Here is a 15,997-nt window from a genome sequence, read left to right as displayed (position 1 = left end):
AACTCCCGTGGATTGTCTTTCGTTATTATTTTCAGCCGAGCTCCCAGCGCTATTGCGCGGGCACACCCAGCTGGGCCGATTTGATCTCGGTAAATTCTTCCACCCCGTGGATGGAAAACTCGCGACCATTGCCGCTCTGCTTGTAACCGCCAAACGGCGCCTGGTAATTAAACTCGCCACCGTTGACGAAACACAGGCCGGCGCGGATACGGCGGGCAATAGCCAGCGCAGCAGTGTGGTCCCGCGCATAAACCCCGGATGACAATCCGTAGGGTGTGTCATTGGCGATAGCTACGGCCTGGTCCAGGTCGTCATAGGCAATCACGCACAGCACCGGGCCAAAGATCTCCTCGCGGGCGATGCACATGGCATTGGTAACACCGGCGAAGACCGTCGGGCGTGCATAGAAGCCCTGCCCCTGTCCCTCTGGTTTCCCCGGGCCGCCGCACACTAGCGTGGCGCCTTCGTCGAGGCCCAGCTGGATATAGTCCTGGACCTGCTGCCACTGGCGCATGGATGAAAGCGGCCCCATAAAGGCGCCCTCGCCCATGCCCACTTCGATTTCGCCAACGCGCGTGCGGATTATCTCCAGCGCCTCGTCGTAGCGGCCGGCAGGCACCAGCATGCGAGTCAGTGCGGTGCAGGTCTGGCCGCTATTGATCATCACGTCGTCCACGCCGTAGCGTACCGCTGCGGTGAAATCACAGTCTTCGGTAATGATGTAGGGAGACTTGCCACCCAGTTCCTGGGTCACACGCTTGACGGTGGGGGCACAGGCGCGGGCGATCTCGATACCGGCGCGGGTCGAGCCGGTAAAGGACACCATATCCACCTGCGGATGCTCACACAGGCCCTGGCCCACTTCCGGGCCATGGCCGGGCACGAGGTTGAATACACCTGCCGGCAGGCCCACTTCATGCAGGATTTCCGCCATCAGGTAATCCTGCAACGGCGTCTGCTCGGACGGCTTCACCACCATGGTACAACCGGCTGCCAGCGCCGCACCTACCTTGCCGACAAACTGGTGCAGGGGGTAATTCCAGGGATTGATAAAACCGCACACACCCACCGCCTCGCGCCACACCAGCGAGTGGCCGTGTTCGGCGGTCTCTTCGGTGATGCTGGCGTGCTCGGCAAACAGGCGGAACGCCTCGATGGGACCCTCCACATGCAGCCAGCCAGTGATATGGCGCGGGCAGCCCAGGCTGTCGGTAACGGCATCCACCAGTTCATCCCGACGCACCTCCATTAACTCGGCGACACGCAGTAACAGCGCTCGGCGCTCACTGGCAGGGGTATTCGCCCAGCGGTCGAAGGCTTGGGCGGCGGCCTGAACCGCGCGATCAACATCCTCGCGAGAAGCCGCGGGCACACGGGTGATGACTTCTTCGGTGGCGGGATTGATGACATCGAGCCAGTGACTGGAGGTGGACTCCACCCACTGGCCATCAATATAAAGCTTGTTATGGTTATTCATCTTGCCGACTTGCTCACTTCTTTCGTGGCGGCAGGCAGTGATTGCATATCGACTGCCCTCGGGTCTGATATTCGGGCTCCGGGTTGGCACTGAATTCAACGTGCCACTACCGTGCATCGTCCACCAAACGGACAATCTGCACAATAGATAACCGTACCCGAAGGATTATTCAGTATGTCTGATCAAGCAATGGGTCACTATCACCTGAACGGGTGAGGGAGGATGGGCCGGCAAGCTGGACCCGGTTAGCGTTCCCCCGCCTCGGCACCGCTGCTACCTGCCAGCGCCTGCTGCCAAGCCCGGGCTTCCGGCGCCAGCGGCGCGCCCCGGGACGTCAGCCACCGGAATACCTGCCCCAGCACCAGCCGGCTGCGGCCATTGAGTGTCTCCAGTCGGTCGCTGACCAGATACAGCGACTGGCCGATGGTGAAGGGGCGCTCGGTCACGGTGGCCAGGCGTCCGCTCTTCAGGTCTTCACTCACCTCCAGTCGATCCGCCAGCGCCACACCCATCCCCAACCGCGCCGCTTCCATCGCCTGGTAGGCATAATCCACCGTCAGGCCCTCGGCCGATGGGGCATATTCCACGGCCTGGGCAGTAAACCAGCCCGGCCACTGCTGCTGGCGGTCGTGAATCAGCGGCAATTGCAGTAGATCCCGGGGCTTTGCCAGGCTCCTGCCACCACCACGGGCCTGCAGCAGCTGCGGGCTGGCCACCGGCAGGTAGTGCTCCTGATACAACGCCCGCACCTCGCGCCCGGGCGCCTCCGGCTCGCCGAGGCAGATGGCGAGGTCCACTTCGCCGCTGAGGCGCTGCGCCCGCGGCTCGATGGTGACGTGACGCAGGCGGATTTCCGGATAGCGTGCCTGTACTTCGCGCAGGATGCGCAGCAACCAGCGCATGGCGATGGTGGCGGTGGAGGCGATCACCACCTCGCCGCTGAGGCTGTCCGGATCGAGGTACAAGAGGCCCTTTTCCAGTCGCGCGAATGCCTCGCTCACCACCCCGTGCAGCCGCCGGCCGGCGGCGGTCAGCTCCAGGCGATTGCCGGTGCGCAGGAACAGCGGTGTACCCACACGCTCCTCGAGATCACGGATCTGGCGGCTCAGGGCCGGGTGGGACACGTGTAATTCCTCGGCCGCACGGCGCAGGTGGCAGTGCCGGCCCACCGCATGGAAACTGCGCAGCGAGGTAAGGGACAGGTTTCTGAGTTCCGCGGCCATCGTGTTCCAGCTGTCGCATACTTGATTTTCGGTGCCTAAAAGGCACCAGGCTGGCAATTAAAAGTTAATTGCTATAACAAAATCAAACCATAGACTTGCACTAGACCCGATTCACCCTTCCGAACAATAAGAGAGTTGGAGCCTTTCATGACCGACACCAGCCAGGCCCGTGTTAACGGCCAGCGCCTGTGGGATGCCCTGATGGAGATGGCCACCATCGGCGCCACAGATAAAGGCGGATGCAACCGCCAGGCCCTGACCGATCTCGACAAGCAGGGTCGCGACCTCTTCGTGCAGTGGTGTAAAGACGCCGGCTGCAGCATCGACGTCGACAGCATGGGCAATATTTTTGCCCGTCGTCCCGGACGCAACCCGGACCTCCCACCCGTCCTCACCGGCTCGCACCTCGATACCCAACCCACTGGTGGCAAGTTCGATGGCGTTTACGGCGTGCTGGCGGGGCTGGAGGTCGTGCGCACCCTCAACGACGCCGGCATCGAGACCGAGGCCCCACTGGAAGTCGCTGTGTGGACCAACGAGGAAGGCGCGCGCTTCTCGCCGGCGATGATCGGCTCCGGTGTGTGGAGCGGTAACTTTGACCAGGACTACGCCTATGCCCGCACCGACAAGGCCGGCAAGACTTTTGGCGAGGAACTGGAGCGTATCGGCTACCGCGGACAAACCCCGGCGCAGGCGCGCCCGCTGGCCGCGGCTTTCGAGGTGCATATCGAGCAGGGCCCCATTCTGGAAGCCGAGGAAAAGCAGGTGGGCGTTCTCTCCGGCGTGCAGGGCATGTACTGGTACGACCTGACCCTCACCGGCCAGCCCTGCCATGCCGGCCCCAGCCCCATGGAAGGCCGTCGCGACCCGTTTATGGCGCTGCATCGCATCCTCGACCGCCTGTACAAACTGGCAGCCGAGTTCGGTCCCTGGGCCCGCGCCACCTTCGGCGATATCCGCGCCGAGCCGGGCAGCCGCAACACCGTGCCCGAGCGGCTGGTGCTGGCCGTCGACCTGCGCCATCCGGACCAGGAGGTCTTGGACACCATGGATCGTCGCTTCCGCGAAATTGCCGCCGAGATCGCCGCCGAAACCCGCGTAGAAGCCGCAATTCGCGACGAGTGGCGCTCACCTGCAGTGGCCTTCGACAGCCGCTGTGTAGAGGCCGTGCGCGCCTCGGTCGCCGAACTCGGCTACAGCAACAAGGAAATGGTATCCGGCGCCGGCCACGACTCGGTTTACATCTCCCGGGTCGCTCCCACCGGCATGATTTTCGTGCCCTGCGAGAAGGGACTGTCCCACAACGAGGCCGAAAACGCCGACCCGGCTGACCTGGGAGCGGGCGCCAATGTACTGCTGCACGCCATGCTGAAGATGGCCAACGGCTGACACCCAACAGAAACCTGATATGCAGAGCCGGCAGCCGGCTCGCCCGGGGTGTGATCAACGCCCCGTTAGAGAGAGTGATTTTGAGGCGAAAATGACTGACTTTACGTACAAGCACCGCGACGACAACGGCAATACCGCACCCCTGCAGCGCTGGGGTATCGACTCCGAATACGGTGTGCTCACCGACCTGCTCGTCGGCCCCATCGACCATTACACCTGGCAGACCGGCAATGCGGCTTCACGCCGCTCACTGCGCCTGGGCCGCAAGTTCGACGCCGCAGTGGCCAAGCGCCAGCATCAGGAAATGCTGGATGCCTACAAGCATGCAGGCGTTGCCACCCACCTGCTGCCAGCGGATGCCAATCTGCCTTACCAGCTTTACGCCCGCGATTCCTCTGTCATGACCCCCTGGGGCCCGATCGTGACGCAAATGTACAGTCCCTGGCGGCGCGGCGAGTGGGTCGACGTGGTCAAGACCTACCAACAGCTGGATATCCCGATTTACGACATCATTACCGCCGGCAGCCTGGAAGGCGGCGATTTTATGGTACTGGAGCCCGGTGTCATCCTGTGTGGTTACAGTGGCGAGCGCACTTCCCCGCAAGGCTTCAACCAGATGAAAAGCTGGATCGAAAAGGAGGGCTGGGAGGTAAAAGGTTATGAGTTCGACCCCTACTTCCTGCACATCGACGTGCTCGTGGCCGCGCTGGCGGAAAAGCTCGTCGCTGTCTGCGTAGACGCGGTGGAACCGGAGCTGGTGCAGTGGTTCAAGTCGCGCAACTTCGAAATTATCGACATTTCCTACCCGCAGGTGATGGAGCTGGGTGTCAATGTGGTAGCGCTGGGTAACGACCGTGTGATGCTCCCCGCTGACAATACCGAACTCAAGGAAAAGTGCCGGGCCCGCGGCCTCGAAGTGATCGATCCGGATATTTCCATGATCACTGCTGGTGGTGGCGGCGTGCACTGCATGTGCCAGCCCCTGGCGCGCAAGCCGGGATAAGGACGCGGTTTTTCCCATAAAAAAAGGCGGCCAGAGGCCGCCTTTTTTTATTTTCCCCAGTCTCAATCTGCCGCTACTTGCCCTGGGCCCGCAGCAGGCCGGAAGCCATGACGCCACCGGCCGCACAGGCAAGCCACACCACCAGCGGTGTCAGTGTCCCCAGACCGAGCGCGCCCGGGCCGTAACCGCGCATGGGCAACACCACCAGCAGCAGCACGCCGGCAGGAATCAGGGAGAGTATCAGACCACGCGAAAACCAGGCGCGCTGGAATGGCAACAGCAGCACCAGGCCGCAGATCCCACCCCAGACGATGCGCTGGTAGAGATAGGCATTAGAGAGGTATGGGGCGATATCCACACCCAGACGGTAGGAGAGCCCGTAACGTCCCATGGCCCACAGAGCCAGGGCATAAATCAGTCCGCCGGCAGCACCAACAGCAAAACACATCGACAGATTACGCAAAAATTCCCGCAAAACTCCCCCCGCCATTCAACAACTCGTTATTTGTTATCGCGCCTGTAGCTGGACGCGCAGTTCCCGCAACACCGGCCCGGTTTCCGGTCGAACTCCGCGCCAGAGCATAAACGATTCAGCCGCCTGTCCCACCAACATGCCAAGACCATCGGAGGTGGCGGCACCGAAAGCCGCCGCCCAGGCCATAAATGGCGTCGGCTCGGCGCCGTAAACCATGTCATAGACATGACTACTGGGCGTCACCAGCCGCTCCGATAGCGGTGGCAGATCGCCACTGAGGCTGGCGGAGCTGGCATTAATGATCAAATCGAACGGCTCGCTCAGTCCCTCAAACCCGCCTCCGGTGAGCGTTCCCTGCCGGGCAAATTCCCGCGCCAGCCTTTCAGCGCGGGCCGCGGTGCGGTTGGCAATATGGACCCGCAACGGTTGCTGCTCCAGCAGAGGCAGGAGGGCGCCTCGTGCTGCACCACCGGCACCCACGATCAGAATCCTCTGCCCGGCGATGGGCCAGGCCAGGTTCTCGCGGATATCGGCCACCAACCCGGCGCCGTCGGTATTGTCGCCGAGCATTCCGCCATCTCGCTGCAGCGCCAGTGTGTTGACGGCACCCGCGGCTCGCGCCCGCTCGGTCAGGCGATCTGCAAAGTCATAGGCGTCCAGCTTGAAGGGCACAGTGACATTCAGGCCACGACCGCCGGCGGCTAAAAAGCGCCGCGCCACTGATTCGAAACTGTCCCTGGGCGCAGTCAGTTTCTCGTAGGCAATATCTTCACCGGTCTGCTGGGCAAAGGCATTGTGAATCCACGGTGAGAGCGAGTGCTCCACCGGGTTGCCGATCACGGCATAACTGTCGGTCACGGAGTTTCCTTGTGAAATTTTTTGTGGCAATCACGGCCAGCGGCTTCAGCGCTGGGCGCGCAGGACCTGGCGCAACTTGATGGCCTCGTCGACCGCGAACAGCGCATCGATCTTGAGCCCATCTGAAACATCAGCCACCAGGTAACGGGTCGTGGCGGTATAGAGCTCGACAGGCTTGTCCGCCGCTTTCTGTAGCAGAATCCAGTTCAGCGAGACAAGATTGCTGTTCGCATTCAGCGCCGTCTGGCCACTCACTGTACCGACAATCTGCTGCACACCGAGCTGCCGGTAAAAAGACAGAAGTTTCTCCACACGGCGGACAAAGTTTTCGCGACTCACCACCGCCTTGGTGCCATCTTCGGCGTAATAGTGCAGCGGGAAGCGATAGAAATCTGCGACCTGCTGGGCATCCCCGCTCTCAAAAGTCCGCCGGTAGTCGAGAAACAGCTTTCCGATTTGGGCCTCGCGCTCGCGACTCATGCTCATACCCAGTCGCGTGGTGGCAGGAAGTCCCTGTAGAGTTTTGCCTCCGCAGAGCCGGGCTCCGGCTGCCAGTCGTATTGCCAGCGCACCAGAGGCGGCAGTGACATCAGGATCGACTCAGTGCGCCCACCGCTCTGCAGCCCGAACAGGGTGCCGCGGTCGTAGACCAGGTTGAACTCGACGTAGCGGCCGCGGCGATAGAGCTGGAACTGTCGTTCCCGCTCGCCGTATTCCATTCCGCGACGGCGCTGCACGATCGGCAGGTAGGCATCCAGGTAGCTGTCACCGATGGCGCGCATCAGGGCAAAGCTGTTGTCGAAACCACCCTCGTGGTAATCATCGAAAAAGAGTCCGCCGACACCGCGCGCCTCGTCCCGATGTTTCAGGTGAAAGTAATCATCGCACCACTGCTTGAAGCGCGGATAGACATTCGTACCGAACGGGGCACAGGCATCGCGGGCCGTGCGGTGCCAGTGGACGGCATCCTCTTCGAAGCCGTAGAAGGGGGTGAGGTCATAACCACCACCAAACCACCACACCGGCTCCGCGCCGGGTTTCTCCGCCACAAACAATCGCACATTGGCATGGCTGGTGGGAATGTAGGGATTGCGCGGGTGGATGACCAGGGAAACACCCATGGCTTCGAACGATCGACCGGCCAGCTCTGGTCGGTTGGCGGTGGCAGAGGGCGGCAGTCCGTCGCCGTGTACGTGTGAAAAATTCACACCGCCCTTCTCGATCAGTGCTCCCTCCTCCAACACCCGGGTGCGGCCGCCGCCGCCGCCAGGACGCTCCCAGCTGTCCTCTTGAAAGGCGCTGCCATCGGCAGCGCTGAGGGACTGACAGATACGGTCTTGTAAATCCAGCAGGTAATTTTTTACCGCGTGGATATCCACTTCACTCATTCTTTCTGCACCCGATTGTGTTTGAGGATTAATGGCCCAAGTCAGCCCGGTCGCATGATCTTGCCGGTGACCAGATCGCGGATTTCGCTGGGGGAGCGGCGCCCTCCCGTGGTACCACCGCCAACGAAATCAAGGGCGTCACCGAAATAGCGCAGTACCTGGTACTTGGCGCGTGCCGGCTGGCAGCCAGCGGGATTGGCCGAGGTGGAGACAATGGCACCGCCGAAGGCGCGGGCCAGCGCTGCGGTAAAAGGATGATCAGTGCAGCGCAGTGCCACCGAGTGATGATCGCCACTGACCCAGGGGGGCACGCGACCGAAATGTGGCACCAGCCAGGTCACTGGTCCCGGCCAGGAATCCGCCAGTTTCTGACGTTGTTCCAATGTGAGATTGTCGAGCAGGTCGCTGAAATCAACCTCATCGCCGGATACCAGGATCAGCCCTTTGGCCAGCGGCCGGTTTTTTAATTGCAGCAGCCGCTCCACCGCATCGCGGTTGAAGGGATCGCAGGCGAGCCCCCAGACGGACTCGGTGGGATGGGCGATAACACCGCCGGCGGCCAGGGCCCGTGCGGCAAAGCGCACATCGAGGGTAGAAAACACCATATGACTGGGACTCTTTCTTCTCTTCAGAACCGCTAAAGCCCTAGTTTGCCCTGCGCTCCTGCAGGGTCTTTTGCAGGTGCGCATCTCTGGCAGTAATGGCCTCAGCGTTGGCCCGACGCTCATCCACGAGCTTTTTATGCATCTCCGGGTCGGCGACACCGATAATCTGTGCTGCCAGATAGGCGGCATTTTCTGCACCGGTTTTGCCGATCGCGACCGTCGCCACCGGGTTGCCACCGGGCATCTGCACCGTGGAGAGCAACGCATCGAGACCGTTCAGGCTGGCATCGAGCGGCACACCGATAACAGGTCGCAGGGTCGCCGCGGAAACGGCGCCGGCCAGGTGGGCTGCCATGCCCGAGGCACAGATAAATGCAGCGCAGCCGCGCTCGTCGGCATCCGTAACATAGCTGCGCACGCTGTCCGGCGTGCGGTGCGCAGAAGTCAGCCTGACCTCGAAGGCGATATCGAACTTGTCCAGCAGGCCAAAGGCGGCTTCCATTACTGGCAGGTCGGAATCGGACCCCATCACGATAGCTACGAAGGGCTTGCTCATTTCAGCTCTCTCTGCACGATGGTGCGAAAAGACTGCGCGAAACGACGCGGCAATCTAGCGGATTGCCCGGCGCCGTACAAGGTGCTGCACTTACGGCTCGCCGGGGACTGGGTGTCTGCGGGAGTCTGTGTCCCTCCCCAAGTATTGACGTCCACACGGCTATCACGGCCTGATTGACGCCAGCTTCCGCCCACTATTTTCTATTCGACCACTTCCAGAAACCGTGCTCCCTCCGCCGTCAGCTGATAGCCACCGGGCAGAGTCTCTACGAGTCCTGCCAGCTCAAGCTGTAACAATTCCGCCATCAGCGCACCCGCTTCCACACCGGTGTCACGGGCAATCTGTTCCAGTGTTCTGGGATCTCCGCCCAATGCCATCACCAGACGTTGTGCCACGCTTCCCAGTGATGATGTAGAGGCGACAGGCTGCATGGCAACTTCCGCCGGTGTCGCACCGCGATCGCTCAAAAGACCGCCCAGCTCGGTAACGATATCGGCAGCCGTCTCCACCAGTATGGCGCCCTCCCTGATCATCCGATGACAGCCACGCGCAAGGGGATTGTGAATCGAACCGGGAATAGCGAAGACCTCGCGACTTTGTTCGGCCGCCAACCGCGCGGTGATCAGTGAGCCGGAACGTAACGCCGCCTCGATCAGAAGCACGCCGGTGGAGAGACCACTGATCACCCTATTCCGTCGTGGAAAATTCGCAGCCTCAGGCCCGGTGCCAAGAGCAAATTCACTCACCAGGACGCCGCCTCGCTCGAGGATTTCTCCAGCCAGTTTCACGTTGCGCCGCGGGTACAGACGATCGATCCCGGTGCCGAGTACACCGACCGTCATTCCCTGCGCGTCGAGAGCACCGCGATGGGCGGCGGCGTCCACACCGAGGGCCAAACCGGAGGTGATGGCAAAACCTGCACTGGCCAGCGCGCGGCTGAAAGCGCGGGCGTTATCCAGTCCGGCGCTGGTAGCTCGGCGAGCACCAACCACGGCAATCTGTGGCAGGTGGAGTGCGTGAATATTGCCGCGCACATAGAGGATCGGTGGCGGCCGGGAAATTTCCGTCAGCAGGGCTGGATAGTCATCATCGCCAGCGCAGATCAGAGTCACGCCCAGCTCATCACAACGAGCGCGCTCGTTGTCGACCCAGTGCATGAGTTCACTGCTCTGCCCGTGCTGATGCCACTGTCGCCACTGGAACTGAGTTCGCTCAGGAAGTTTCTGCAGCAGGCTTTCGGGAAGCTGCTCCAGTGCCTCGACGGCGGAGGAAAAGTGTTCCAGCAATTGCCAGTAACGGGCCGGCCCCATGCCTTGCAGTCGCATCAGGGCCAGCGTAGCGGTGAGCGCATCCATGCATCTACACCTCGAGAGAGAGATTAATAGTGAGGGCCCGGCTGACAGGGGCCCTCACAGGAAAGGAATCAGGGATGAGAAGTCAGGGATTACGTACCAAGTCCATGACTTCCAGCGGGCGATCCGCTTCCAGTACCAGCGCCAGGCTCATTTTTTCAAAAGTACGGAATACCATCATGATGCCCGCGCGCTCGTCCGGCAGCTTGACCTCGTCGCGCTCGATACGATCGCGCACGGTAGCACCGCGCTTGTAGATGGCGAGCACATTGCCCGATGCGATGCCCTCGCGGAAGCCACGATTGATGGCCACCACATCAAACTTGCCGATCTGCGTCACGCCTTCTTCGACACCCATGATCAATCCATCAACGGCAACCGACGGCGCGCTGGGCTGGAAGAACGCCTCAATGGCACGCTCTTCAGCAGGCAACAGTCGGTCTTCCAGACGGATCTCACGAGAAGTGCGGGTGATGTGCATAGTGGCGATGGCGAAGTCCTGGCGGTTATCCGGATCCAGTTGGTATAGATCCACGGAGCCCACATCCAGAGCCTTCATGCCGAGCACTTCACCGGTGTAGGGGTCGGTATAGACTTCGCCGGGACGGTAGATCCCGTAGGAAGCCAGCGGAGTGCGGAAGTCGCCGCGGGCGTACAGCTTCTCTCCGGCCCCCATCAGAATGCGCTGATCGGCACCGGAGATCACGTAGGGCGTACCCTCGAAGGCGTTCGGCGCAACGATGCGGGTACGGGACAGGAAAGCGTTGATCGCGTCCAACGGCAGCGCCGGGATAGCGTCATCGATGGCCTCGCGACGCACCTGCGGGGTCAGGCGGCTGGCGTCCGCAACCGGGGAGAGCTTGTAAGCCTGCGGCCCGCGCTCCAGCTGCAGCTGCGGCTGCCCTGCTACATAGATCAGGCGCAGGCGGTCACCCGGGTAAATCAGGTGCGGGTTTTCCACCTGGGGGTTTACCTGCCAGATCTCGGGCCAGAACCAGGGTTGAGTAAGGAAGCGCCCGGAGATGTCCCAGAGGGTGTCGCCCCTCTGGACGACATAGACATCGGGGTGGTCGGGATTGAGGCGAACGTCGTCCTGCGCGTGAAGGCCAATGGCCGCCAGGAGGAGTGTGGCGACCAGAATAATTTTTCTCATGGAAGCATTCCTATGCTCTTTATCGCTATAATTCACAGCGCCGGGCCACGGCCAGAGTGGCGGGAGACCCGAAGAGCACCGGCGCGAGACCGGCAGATATAGGGCTCCCTGCGGCAAATATCGAGCGCGATCATTATGTTATCAGCGCAAGTTCCACGATTACTAGAAGTTTGTCACAGGTGTTATGGCCAAGCTTGAGATCCTCGAATTCCCCGATCCGCGCCTCCGCGAGGTCGCCAAGCCCGTCGACAAGGTGAACGACGAGCTGCGATCCCTGGTGGACGACATGTTTGAGACCATGTACGACGCGCCAGGGGTGGGCCTCGCCGCCACGCAGATCAATGTACACAAGCGCATCGTTGTTATCGACGTTTCCGAAGACCAGAGTGAACCGCTCGTCTTCATCAATCCGGAAATCGAAGTGCTCGACGAGGAGCACCACCAGTACGATGAGGGTTGCCTGTCCGTGCCCGGTTTTTATGAAACCGTGGAGCGGCCGCGCCGCGTGCGCGTCAAGGCGCTCGACCGTGAAGGTGAGCCGTTTGCGATGGAGGCGGAAGGCCTGCTCGCCGTGTGTATCCAGCACGAACTCGACCACCTCAATGGCAAACTGTTCGTGGACTACATTTCCCCGCTGAAGCGCAACCGCATCCGCTCCAAGCTGGAAAAAGCCCATCGCCAGCGCGCTTGACCGAACGGCAAGCCCACCACAGCCCCATTACTCGACCGCCGGCAACCACCGGCGGTCTGCGTTTATAAGAGAGCCATGGCCAAACCACTGAAAATTATTTTCGCCGGCACGCCGGACTTTGCTGCCGCCCACCTGCAGGCACTGCTGGACAGCGAGCACACCGTTGTTGCCGCATACACCCAGCCGGACAGGCCCGCCGGCCGCGGCAAGAAACTGCTGCCCAGCCCGGTGAAGGCGCTGGCCTTGGAGCACGATCTTCCGGTCTACCAGCCCCAGAGCCTGCGCGATGCCGATGCTCAGGCAGAACTCCGGGCGCTCGGCGCCGACATCATGGTGGTGGTCGCCTACGGACTGATACTGCCGCAGGCCGTACTGGATATTCCGCGGCTCGGCTGCGTCAACGTCCACGCCTCACTCTTGCCCCGCTGGCGTGGCGCCGCACCCATCCAGCGGGCCATCGAGGCCGGCGACCCGGAGAGCGGGGTTGCCATCATGCAGATGGAGGCCGGACTGGATACCGGTCCGGTACTGGTGGAGCGACGCTGCCCGATCGGCCCCGCTGAAACCGGTGGCAGCCTGCACGATAAGCTCGCTGAACTGGGCGGCCCCGCCCTGCTCGAGGCACTCGAACAGCTCGCCGCAGGCACAGCATTACCTCAGGTGCAGGACGACAGCCAGGCAAATTACGCAGCCAAGATCAGCAAGGATGAGGCACGGATCGACTGGCAACGTCCGGCTGTTGAAATCGAGCGCGGTATCCGGGCCTTCAACCCCTTCCCGGTCTGCTGGACCACACTGAACGACGGCAAGGGCGAACAGCGTCTGCGTATTTACCGCGCACGACTGGAGCGCGGCTGTCACAGCGAGGTCCCCGGCACGATCATCGCCGCTGATGAAGAGGGCATCCTGGTCGCCTGCGGGCGTGAAGCGCTGCGCCTGCAGCAATTGCAGCTGCCCGGAAAGAAAGTCCTGTCCGCAGATGAACTCCTGCGCGGACACGGACAGCTGCTGGCGCCTGGCTGCCAGCTGGGGCAATGACTGAATATGTGCGCAGAGCAACTCAATCACCATGAATGAAAAGAACCGCATCGACGTCCGTGCCGCCGCCGCTCGCGTGCTGGCGGAACTGCTGCAGTCCCGCGGTTCCCTGGCGAGACTGCTGCCGGCAGCGGAACACACCGTTCCCGAACGGGACCGCTCCCTGTTGCGGGAACTCTGCTATGGCGGCGCCCGCACGGCGCCGCGCCTGCAGCTGCTGGCCGATAAGCTGCTGCGCAAACCACCCGCGGATATCGAGGTGCGCGCCCTGATTCTGCTCGGGCTTTACCAGCTGGAGTTCACCCGTATTCCCGATCACGCAGCGATTTCCGCGACCGTCAATGCGGCTCGCAGCCTGGGACTCGATCGGGCCACCGGCGTGATCAATGGTGTCTTGCGCAATGCGCTGCGCAACCATGAGACCCTGCAACGCAAACTCTCGGGCAATCCGCAGTTCAGCTCCATGCACCCCGCCTGGCTCCAGCAGGCAATCAAGAGCGCCTGGGGAACACAGGCGGCGGAGATTTTTCGCGCCAACAACACCAACCCGCCGATGACACTGCGGGTCAACCAGCAACACCAGAGTCGCGACGACTATCTGGGTGAGCTGCAGCGAGCAGAAATCGCCGCCACCGCCTGCGCGATTTCCCCGGTGGGCATCACCCTGGAGGCCGCCTGCCCGGTTGATTCCCTGCCCGGCTTTGCCGAGGGGCGGGTCAGCGTTCAGGACGAGTCCGCCCAGCTGGCGGCGCTGCTGCTGGCACCAGTAGAGGGCGAGCGGGTGTTGGACGCCTGTGCTGCGCCCGGTGGCAAAACCTCTCATCTGCTGGAGCTGGCTGCGGACCTTCGTGTCAGTGCCCTCGATATCGACGAGGAGCGCCTGGATCGCGTGGCGGATAATCTCGCCCGCGGCGGGTTCGAAGCTGAGCTCATCTGTGCCGATGCCGGCCAGACCGATGCCTGGTGGGACGGCGAGCCCTTCGATCGCATCCTGCTGGATGCCCCCTGCTCCGCCACCGGCGTTATTCGCCGCAATCCGGATATCAAGCTGTTACGGCGCGCCGATGACATCCCCGCGCTGGCAGAATTACAGGGGCAGCTGCTGCGCGCCCAGTGGCAGTTGTTAAAACCCGGTGGCACGCTTCTTTATGCCACCTGCTCGATACTGCCGGCTGAAAACAGCGAAGTGGTGGCGCGCTTCATTGCGGATACCCCGGATGCGCGCGACAATACACCGGAATTGCTGTGTGGCATGGAGTGGGGTGCAGCACAGTCTGCCGGCCGGCAACTGTTCCCCCGGCCAGAGGGCGGGGATGGTTTTTACTATGCCCTGCTACAGAAGTCGTAGGCTCAAGCCCGCGGCCAAAAAATAAAGGCGGCTGTTTTCAGCTATGAAAATTGTCATTCTCGGCGCGGGCCAGGTGGGCGGTTCCCTGGCGGAGAGCCTCGCCTCCGAGCGCAACGACATTGTCCTTATCGACAGCGACGAAAAAACGCTGCGCGAATTGCGCGATCGCATCGATATCGGCGTGGTCGTCGGCCATGCATCCCATCCGGATATCCTGCTGGAGGCGGGTATCGAGGATGCGGACATTCTCGTCGCTGTCACCAATAACGACGAAACCAATATGGCCGCCTGCCAGATCGCGCACTCCCTGTTCCGGGTGCCCACCAAGATCGCCCGGGTGCGCGCCGCCTCTTACCTTCAATACCCGCAGCTGTTCGATCCCGGTGCCATTCCCATCGATGTTCTGATCAGCCCTGAGCAACTGGTATCGGAATATATCGCCCGCCTGATGGAAAACCCGGGCGCCCTGCAGGTACTGGATTTTGCCGACGGCCGCGTACAGCTGGTTGCCGTCCGTGCCGTACAGGGCGGCCCGCTGGTCGGCCACCAGCTGCGCTACCTGCGCCAGCATATGCCCAAGGTGGATACCCGGGTGGCCGCCATCTACCGTCGCAACAGCCCCATCATTCCCCAGGGGGATACGGTCATCGAGGCCGGTGATGAGGTGTTTTTCATTGCCGCCCGCGCCGATATTCGTGCGGTGATGAGTGAACTGCGTCGCCTCGAGCAGGGGTACAAGCGCGTCACCATTGCCGGCGGCGGCAATATCGGCCTGCGCCTGGCCCACAAGCTGGAAAACCGCTATTCGGTCAAGATTATCGAGCAGAGCCATGAGCGCTGCATTTTCCTGTCCGAGGAATTATCCAACTCGATCATCCTGCACGGCAGCGCCTCGGATCAGGATCTGCTGCTCGAGGAAAATATTGAAGATACCGATGTCTTCCTCGCCCTGACTAACGACGACGAAGCCAACATCATGTCGTCACTGCTGGCCAAGCGCCTCGGTGCCCGTAAGGTGATGACACTGATCAACAACCGCGCCTACGTGGACCTGGTGCAGGGGGGAGAAATCGACATTGCCATCTCGCCGCAGCAGAACACCATCGGCAGCCTGCTCACCCACGTGCGCCGGGGCGATATGGTAAACGTGCATTCCCTGCGGCGCGGCGCAGCCGAGGCCATTGAAGTGATCGCCCACGGCGATCAGCGCACTTCCAAAGTGGTGGGCCGAAAAATCGAGGATATCGATCTCCCCGAGGGCGCCGCCATCGGCGCTATTGTGCGGGAGACGGATCAAGGCAGTGAGGTGCTCATTGCCCATGACGACGTGGTGGTGCAGACCGATGACCACGTGATCGTCTTCCTGGTAGACCGCCGTCACACCCGCCACGTGGAGCAGCTGTTCCAAGTGGGCTTCAGTTTCTTCTGACAACAGGCTGAC

Annotated in this window: 16 protein-coding genes; 6 read left to right on the top strand and 10 right to left on the bottom strand. The window is 62.0% G+C overall.

Annotated features, from left to right (window positions below):
* Window positions 1-49: 49 nt before the first annotated feature.
* Together AUP74_RS04630 and AUP74_RS04625 are read right to left on the bottom strand one after the other, a co-directional pair.
* Window positions 50-1,477, bottom strand: coding sequence for an aldehyde dehydrogenase family protein (locus tag AUP74_RS04630; protein ID WP_069946547.1), 1,428 nt, complete (start codon window positions 1,475-1,477; stop codon window positions 50-52).
* Window positions 1,478-1,722: 245 nt separating this feature from the next.
* On the bottom strand, window positions 1,723-2,700 hold the full coding sequence (locus tag AUP74_RS04625; protein WP_069946546.1) for a LysR substrate-binding domain-containing protein: 978 nt from the start codon (window positions 2,698-2,700) through the stop codon (window positions 1,723-1,725).
* 147 nt (window positions 2,701-2,847) lie between these two features.
* Between AUP74_RS04625 and AUP74_RS04620 the strand changes: the two genes are divergently transcribed.
* On the top strand, window positions 2,848-4,089 hold the full coding sequence (locus tag AUP74_RS04620) for a Zn-dependent hydrolase (protein ID WP_069946545.1): 1,242 nt from the start codon (window positions 2,848-2,850) through the stop codon (window positions 4,087-4,089).
* A 91-nt stretch (window positions 4,090-4,180) separates the two neighbouring features.
* Window positions 4,181-5,092, top strand: coding sequence for a dimethylarginine dimethylaminohydrolase family protein (locus AUP74_RS04615; RefSeq protein ID WP_069946544.1), 912 nt, complete (start codon window positions 4,181-4,183; stop codon window positions 5,090-5,092).
* Between the two features lie 73 nt (window positions 5,093-5,165).
* On the opposite strand, the gene AUP74_RS04610 is transcribed toward AUP74_RS04615, so the two are convergent.
* From AUP74_RS04610 to AUP74_RS04575, 8 genes are all read right to left on the bottom strand, one after another.
* Window positions 5,166-5,582, bottom strand: coding sequence for a hypothetical protein (locus AUP74_RS04610; RefSeq protein WP_069946543.1), 417 nt, complete (start codon window positions 5,580-5,582; stop codon window positions 5,166-5,168).
* Window positions 5,583-5,600: 18 nt separating this feature from the next.
* On the bottom strand, window positions 5,601-6,425 hold the full coding sequence (aroE, locus tag AUP74_RS04605) for a shikimate dehydrogenase (RefSeq protein ID WP_069946542.1): 825 nt from the start codon (window positions 6,423-6,425) through the stop codon (window positions 5,601-5,603).
* Window positions 6,426-6,470: 45 nt separating this feature from the next.
* Window positions 6,471-6,905, bottom strand: a complete 435-nt coding sequence (locus AUP74_RS04600) for a hypothetical protein (RefSeq protein ID WP_069946541.1) — start codon at window positions 6,903-6,905, stop codon at window positions 6,471-6,473.
* A gap of 2 nt (window positions 6,906-6,907) precedes the next feature.
* Window positions 6,908-7,813 carry an oxygen-dependent coproporphyrinogen oxidase gene (gene hemF / locus AUP74_RS04595; protein ID WP_069946540.1) on the bottom strand — a complete coding sequence of 302 codons (906 nt, stop codon included), beginning with the start codon at window positions 7,811-7,813 and terminating at the stop codon, window positions 6,908-6,910.
* 41 nt (window positions 7,814-7,854) lie between these two features.
* Window positions 7,855-8,418, bottom strand: coding sequence for an L-threonylcarbamoyladenylate synthase type 1 TsaC (tsaC, locus tag AUP74_RS04590; protein WP_069946539.1), 564 nt, complete (start codon window positions 8,416-8,418; stop codon window positions 7,855-7,857).
* A 40-nt stretch (window positions 8,419-8,458) separates the two neighbouring features.
* Entirely contained in the window at window positions 8,459-8,974 is a 516-nt protein-coding gene (gene purE / locus AUP74_RS04585) for a 5-(carboxyamino)imidazole ribonucleotide mutase (protein ID WP_069946538.1), read from the bottom strand.
* Window positions 8,975-9,174: 200 nt separating this feature from the next.
* Complete coding sequence (gene dprA / locus AUP74_RS04580) at window positions 9,175-10,329, bottom strand: DNA-processing protein DprA (protein WP_069946537.1); 1,155 nt, start codon at window positions 10,327-10,329, stop codon at window positions 9,175-9,177.
* 82 nt (window positions 10,330-10,411) lie between these two features.
* Window positions 10,412-11,479: a LysM peptidoglycan-binding domain-containing protein gene (locus tag AUP74_RS04575; RefSeq protein WP_069946536.1), complete on the bottom strand. Its 1,068-nt coding sequence runs from the start codon at window positions 11,477-11,479 to the stop codon at window positions 10,412-10,414.
* Window positions 11,480-11,663: 184 nt separating this feature from the next.
* Between AUP74_RS04575 and def the strand changes: the two genes are divergently transcribed.
* From def to trkA, 4 genes are all read left to right on the top strand, one after another.
* Window positions 11,664-12,170, top strand: a complete 507-nt coding sequence (gene def / locus AUP74_RS04570; protein ID WP_069946535.1) for a peptide deformylase — start codon at window positions 11,664-11,666, stop codon at window positions 12,168-12,170.
* Between the two features lie 75 nt (window positions 12,171-12,245).
* Entirely contained in the window at window positions 12,246-13,208 is a 963-nt protein-coding gene (fmt, locus tag AUP74_RS04565; RefSeq protein ID WP_069946534.1) for a methionyl-tRNA formyltransferase, read from the top strand.
* Between the two features lie 31 nt (window positions 13,209-13,239).
* Window positions 13,240-14,556 (top strand): 16S rRNA (cytosine(967)-C(5))-methyltransferase RsmB, encoded by a 1,317-nt coding sequence (gene rsmB, locus AUP74_RS04560; protein ID WP_069946533.1) that lies wholly within the window; start codon window positions 13,240-13,242, stop codon window positions 14,554-14,556.
* Between the two features lie 43 nt (window positions 14,557-14,599).
* On the top strand, window positions 14,600-15,985 hold the full coding sequence (gene trkA, locus AUP74_RS04555) for a Trk system potassium transporter TrkA (protein WP_069946532.1): 1,386 nt from the start codon (window positions 14,600-14,602) through the stop codon (window positions 15,983-15,985).
* Window positions 15,986-15,997: the final 12 nt, after the last annotated feature.

It is taken from the genome of Microbulbifer aggregans, assembly GCF_001750105.1.
Lineage (GTDB): Bacteria > Pseudomonadota > Gammaproteobacteria > Pseudomonadales > Cellvibrionaceae > Microbulbifer > Microbulbifer aggregans.
Note: the sequence above shows the minus strand (reverse complement) of the source record. Positions and strands in the feature narration are given on the sequence as shown.